Raw genomic sequence first — 5,868 nt, forward strand, 5'->3', positions numbered from 1 at the left:
GGTCGCAGCCGGTCGGCCGGCTCGGATCAGACGCCGGCCGTCGTCTCGTCCCGGCTCTGCGGGACCACGCTCAGGCGGGCCGCGGCGCGGCGGGCCGAGCGCTTCTCCGCCCGGCGCTCCTTGCGGAGCTCCACCATCGTGTAGAGGGTCGGCACCAGCAGCAGCGTCAGCAGGGTCGAGCTGACCAGCCCGCCGATCACCACGACGGCGAGCGGCTGCGAGATGAAGCCGCCCTCACCGGTGACACCCAGCGCCATGGGCAGCAGCGCGAAGATCGTCGCCAGCGCGGTCATCAGGATCGGGCGCAGCCGGTGCCGGCCGCCCTCGACGACCGCCTCGACGACGCCCAGGCCCTGCGCCCGGTACTGGTTGACGAGGTCGATCAGCACGATCGCGTTGGTCACGACGATGCCGATCAGCATCAGCATGCCGATCATCGCCGGGACACCCATCGGGGTGCCGGTCACGATGAGCAGGCCGAGCGCGCCGGTCGCCGCGAACGGGATGGAGACCAGCAGGATCAGCGGCTGCACGAGCGAGCGGAACGTGGCGACCAGCAGCATGAACACGATCGCGATGGCCGCGAGCATGGCCAGGCCCAGCGAGCCGAACGCCTCCTCCTGGTCCTCGGAGACGCCGCCGACGGACGCGGTGGCGCCCTCGGGCAGGTCCAGCGCCTTGAGCTTCGTCTGGAGCTCGGTGCTGACGGCGCCCGTGTTGTCGCCCAGCGGTTTGGCGGTGACGGTGGCGGCGCGGGCGCCGTCGATCCGGGTCATCGCGACCGGTCCGGGGACCTCCTTGACCTCGGCGATGTCGCCGAGCTTCAGGGGGCCCACCGGGAGTGCCTGGAGCTCGGCCAGGGTGGTGGCCGGCCGCGCGGACGTGATGACGATGTCCCGCTCGGTGTTCTCCAGTACGGCCTTTCCCGCCGGGTTGCCCCGTACGGCCTGCGCCACGATCGCGCCGAGCGCGGCCTGGTTCAGGCCGGCCTCGGCCGCCTTGGGAGTGGCGGTCACCGAGATGCGGGGCACCGACTGGGACAGGTCGCTCTGGACGTCGGTGACGTTCTTCAGGGTGGCGACCTCGGCCCGGACCTGTTCCGCCGCCTCGGCCAGGATCCCGCCGTCACCGGCCTTGACGACCACGCTGAGGTTCTGGCTGCCGAAGCCGTCGCCCGCCGCGATCCGGGTGTCGCCGATCCCGTCGAGCCCGGCCAGCCCGGCCTCGATCCGCTTCTTCACGTCCTCGGCGTCGCCGGCGTCCTCCAGCGAGACCTGGTACGAGGCCTGGTTGGAGCCCGTACCGCCGCCGAAGGCGGCGAGGAAGCCGGAGGAGCCGACGGTGACCTGGTAGCTCTTGACGCCCTCGACGGAGGCCAGCACCTGCTCGACCTTGCGGCTGGCCTCGTCCGAGGCGGCCAGCGAGGTACCGGGGGCGAGCTCCTGCTTGACCGTCAGGAGGTCCTGCTCGCCCTGGTCGAAGAAGTTGGTCTTCAGCAGCGGGGTCATGCCGAACGTGCCGACCAGGACGACCACGGCGATGGCCACACTGGTCAGGCGCCTGCGGGTGGCGAACCCGAGGACCCGCACGTAGAAGCGCTGGAGGCGGCTGCGCGCCTCCTTCTCCTCGGCTTCGCGGCGGGCCTTCGCGGCGCTCTCCGCGTCACCGGGCGTCACGCCCTTCGGCGCGCTCAGGAACCAGTACGAGAGCACCGGCACGACCGTCAGCGACACGAGCAGCGAGGCCAGCAGGGCGGCGGTGACGGTGAGGGAGAAGGAGCCGAAGAGCTCGCCGATCATGCCGCCGACGAGGCCGATCGGCAGGAAGACGGCGACGGTGGTGAGGGTGGAGGAGGTGACCGCGCCGGCCACTTCCCTGACGGCGGTGAGGATCGCCGCCTCCCGCTCCTCGCCGTAGCCGAGGTGGCGCTTGATGTTCTCCAGGACCACGATCGAGTCGTCGACGACCCGGCCGATGGCGATGGTGAGCGCGCCCAGGGTGAGCATGTTGAGCGACAGGTCGCGGGTCCAGAGCACGATCAGCGCGAGGACGACGGACAGCGGGATGGAGACCGCGGTGACGAGCGTCGAGCGCAGCGAGGCCAGGAAGACCAGGATCACGACGACCGCGAAGACCAGGCCCAGCAGGCCCTCGGTGGTGAGGCTGGAGATGGACTTGGCGACGGCCGGGCCCTGGTCGCTGACGACGGTCAGCTCGGCGCCGGAGCCGAGCGTGGAGCGCAGCTCGGGCAGCTTGTCCTTGACGGCGTCGGAGATCGCGACGGCGCTGCCGTCCTTGTCCATGGTGAGGACGAGGGCGAGGCTGGGCTTGCCGTTGGTACGGGTGATGGAGTCGGCCCTGGCGGGCTCCTGCTTCACGGTGGCCACGTCGGCCAGGCGCACGGCCGGCCGGCCCGGGCCGGGGCTCAGGCGCAGCTCCTCCAGCTGGGCGAGGGAGGTGTAGCCCGAGCCGACGCGGACGGTGCGGTTCTTGCCCTGCTCGTCGAAGGAGCCGGCGGGCACGGTCGCGCCGCCCGTCTGGAGGCCCTGGGCGAGGGCGGCGCCGTCGAGGCCGGCCGCGGCCAGCTTCGCCTCGTCCGGGGTGACGGTGACCTGGAGGTCCTGGACGCCGTCGACGGAGACCTGGCCGACGCCTTCGATGTCCGAGAGGACCGGGACGACGGAGCGCTGGAGCTGGTCGGCGAGGGCCTGCTGGTCCTTGCCGGAGGTGGCGGCCAGGATCACGGTGGGGATGTCGTCGGTGGAGCCGGCGACGACCTGCGGGTCCACCTCGGCGGGCAGCCGGACGCGGGCCCGGTTCACGGCCTGCTGGACGTCGGCGACGAGCTGCTTGGTGCCGCTGTCGCCGTAGTCGAAGGTGGCCATGATGAGGGCGTTGCCCTCACTGGCGGTGGAGGTGATGCCGGTGATGCCGTCGACGCCCTTGAGCATGGCCTCGATCGGCTCGACGACCTGCTTCTCCACCACGTCGGGGGAGGCGCCCTGGTACGGCGCGAGCACGGACACCATCGGCAGTTCGATGGACGGCAGCAGCTGCTGCTTGAGCTGCGGGACGGCTATGGCACCGAAGACGAGCGCGACGATCGACACGAGGCCGACCAGGGCTCTTTGGGCCAGGCTGAAGCGGGACAGCCACGACATGGGTATGGGATCTCTCTGCAGTGCGTACGCGAGGGCCCTCCCACCCTGTCCCACGCCCCGGGGCGGGCGCGTCGCTCCCAGGTCCCGTCCTTATGTGCGGCATACCGCGTCCGCAGTACGCCGCACTACTCCTGCACTACTCCGGCACTGCCCCCCCCGCAGCGCTTCGCCCTCACTCCGAGCGCGGCCGGACCAGCCCCGATTCGTAGGCGACGACCACCAGTTGGGCCCGGTCGCGGGCGCCCAGCTTGGCCATGGCCCGGTTCACATGGGTCTTGACGGTGAGCGGGCTGACCTCCAGCCGTCCGGCGATCCCGTCGTTGGACAGCCCCGCGGCGACGTGGACGAGGACCTCGCGCTCGCGGACGGTCAGCGCGGCGAGCTTCTCGGCGTGGGCCGCCGGGGAGGTCCCGCTGTCCGGCCCGGCGCCGCCGCCCTGGGCCAGGAAGGTGGCGATGAGCCCCTTGGTGGCGGCCGGGGACAGCAGCGCCTCGCCCGCGGCCGTGACGCGGATGGCGTTGAGCAGTTCCTCGGGCTCGGCTCCCTTGCCGAGGAAGCCGGAGGCTCCGGCCCGCAGGGCCTGGACCACGTACTCGTCCACCTCGAAGGTCGTCAGCATCACCACGCGCACGGCGGCGAGTTCCGGGTCGGCGCTGATCATGCGGGTGGCGGCGAGGCCGTCGGTGCCGGGCATCCGGATGTCCATGAGCACCACGTCCGGACGCAGCCGGCGGGAGAGTTCGAGGGCCTGCGCCCCGTCGGAGGCCTCGCCGACGACTTCCATGTCGGCCTCGGAGTCGACGAGCACCTTGAAGGCGCTCCGCAGCAGGGCCTGGTCGTCGGCGAGCAGCACCCTGATGGGCGCGGGCGCGGTCGGATCCGTCGGAGTGTGGTCCACGGGCTGAGGGTACGCGGCCGCCGCCAGCCTCAGCCGAGGGCCAGTACCAGGAGGGCGGCGGTCGCGGCGGCCTCCGAGAGGGCGCCGAAGACGTCGCCGGTGACCCCGTCGAAGCGTCGGACGCAGCGGCGCAGCAGCTGTTCCGCCGCGGCCAGGGCGGCCAGGACCGCCGCCGCGTGCTGCGCGGCGCCCGCCGCGCCCAGGGGCAGGGCCGCCGCCGCGACGAGGACGACGGTGAGCGCGGCGACGCAGGCGGCCACCCCGGGCGGCACCGCGCCGGCGACGGCCGCGCCGAGCCCTCCGGGGCGGGCGGCCGGTACGCCGGCCCGGGAGGCCAGGGTCATGGCGAGGCGGGCCGCGACGGCGGCGGTCACGGCGGCGAGGGCGCCCCGGCACCAGCTGTCGGCGTAGGCGTCGGCGAGCGCCGCCACCTGCGTGAGCAGGACGAGGAGGAGGGCCACGACACCGAACGGGCCGATGTCGGACCGCTTCATGACGCGCAGTGCCTCCTCGGCCGGTTTGGCGCTGCCCAAGCCGTCCGCCGTGTCGGCGAGGCCGTCCAGGTGGAGCCCCCGGGTCAGTGCCGCCGGTACGGCGACGGTGACGACCGCGGCGAGCAGCGGGCCCCCGTCGAGGAGGGCCAGCAGCACGCCGGGGACCGCGGCGAGCAGGCCCACGACCAGTCCCACGAGGGGGGCGCAGGCCATCCCGGTACGGGCGGCGGGCCGGTCCCAGCGGGTGATGCGGGCGGGCAGCACGGTGAGGGTGCCGAACGCGAAGCGGAGCCCGTCGGGGAGCGTGGCGCTCTCGGGGGACGGGGCCGGCGGCGGTTCGTCGAACGAATCTTTCATCGGCGTGAACGCTACCTGTTCGTGCCGAGCGGTAAATTACCCCTTGTGCGGCTAATCGCCGGGTACGGTCGGGATGGTCCGCACGGGCCGGCCCCGGTCGGGCCGGGCCGCCGAGCCGGGAGGCAGTGGGATGGGTCAATGGTGGTACCGCAACATCCTCGAACCCGGGAAGCTGCCCCTGCTGCTCGCGCTGCTCTCCCTGGTCCTGTCGTTCGTCGTCACCAGGGTCATCACCCGCTTGATCCGGGCCGGCCGGGGCCCCTTCAAGAACGTCACCCCGGGCGGCCTGCACATCCACCACGTGGTGCCGGGGGTCATCCTCGTGATCATCGGAGGTTTCGGTGCGGTGGGCAGCGGCGGGCACAGTTTCGGGGCCCTGCTCTCGGCGGTGGTCTTCGGGCTGGGCGCGGGGCTGGTGCTCGACGAGTTCGCCCTGATCCTGCACCTCGACGACGTCTACTGGAGCGAGCAGGGCCGCAAGAGCGTGGAGATGGTGGTCCTGACGACGGCGGTGGTGGCGCTGGTCCTGGGCGGGTTCCTGCCCTTCGGGGTGAACGAGCTGACGGCCGACGAGCGGCAGAGCCGCGGTCTGGTCATCATGAACACGGCCACCAACTTCTTCCTTGCCCTGATCGCCCTCTGGAAGGGCAAACCGCGCACCGCGATCTTCGGCACGGTCGTGCCGTTCGTGGCACTGATCGGCGCGGTCCGGCTGGCGCGGCCCGACTCCCCGTACGCGAAGCGGTTCTACGCGAACCGGGCGCGGGCCCGCGCCCGGGCCGGACTGCGCGCCTTCCACCACGACCGCCGCTGGGCGGCGCCGCGCCGCAGGTTCGAGAACTTCATCGGCGGGACCCCCGATCCGCAGAAGGTCTCCTCGGCGGCGGAGAAGCCGCCCGGACCCTGACCGCACGAGGACGGGCCCGCCCCCCGGGGGGCGGGCCCGTCCTCTTCGTGG

General features: G+C 72.8%; 4 protein-coding genes. 1 reads left to right on the forward strand and 3 read right to left on the reverse strand.

Going from position 1 to position 5,868, the window contains the following annotated elements; translation table 11 throughout:
* Window positions 1-26 precede the first annotated feature (26 nt).
* The 3 genes from ACFWUQ_RS30920 to cobS form a co-directional block, all read right to left on the reverse strand.
* Window positions 27-3,161, reverse strand: coding sequence for an efflux RND transporter permease subunit (locus tag ACFWUQ_RS30920; protein ID WP_384544638.1), 3,135 nt, complete (start codon window positions 3,159-3,161; stop codon window positions 27-29).
* A 172-nt stretch (window positions 3,162-3,333) separates the two neighbouring features.
* On the reverse strand, window positions 3,334-4,059 hold the full coding sequence (locus ACFWUQ_RS30925) for a response regulator (RefSeq protein WP_384544640.1): 726 nt from the start codon (window positions 4,057-4,059) through the stop codon (window positions 3,334-3,336).
* 29 nt (window positions 4,060-4,088) lie between these two features.
* The gene (gene cobS, locus ACFWUQ_RS30930) at window positions 4,089-4,910 is read right to left on the reverse strand and encodes an adenosylcobinamide-GDP ribazoletransferase (protein ID WP_384544642.1); all 822 of its coding nucleotides are present in this window, start codon (window positions 4,908-4,910) and stop codon (window positions 4,089-4,091) included.
* A gap of 130 nt (window positions 4,911-5,040) precedes the next feature.
* Between cobS and ACFWUQ_RS30935 the strand changes: the two genes are divergently transcribed.
* A complete protein-coding gene (locus ACFWUQ_RS30935) occupies window positions 5,041-5,817 on the forward strand; it encodes a hypothetical protein (protein WP_384544644.1) in 777 nt (258 codons plus the stop codon).
* The last annotated feature ends 51 nt before the right edge of the window (window positions 5,818-5,868 follow it).

The sequence above is a fragment of the Streptomyces sp. NPDC058662 genome (assembly GCF_042716255.1).
Taxonomy (GTDB): domain Bacteria; phylum Actinomycetota; class Actinomycetes; order Streptomycetales; family Streptomycetaceae; genus Streptomyces.

What these genes read in the sequence shown, in the direction of transcription:
- ACFWUQ_RS30935 (WP_384544644.1), top strand. Translation starts at nt 5,041, where the DNA reads ATGGGTCAATGGTGGTACCGCAACATCCTCGAACCCGGGAAGCTGCCC.
- ACFWUQ_RS30920 (WP_384544638.1), bottom strand. Translation starts at nt 3,161, where the DNA reads ATGTCGTGGCTGTCCCGCTTCAGCCTGGCCCAAAGAGCCCTGGTCGGC.
- cobS (WP_384544642.1), bottom strand. Translation starts at nt 4,910, where the DNA reads ATGAAAGATTCGTTCGACGAACCGCCGCCGGCCCCGTCCCCCGAGAGC.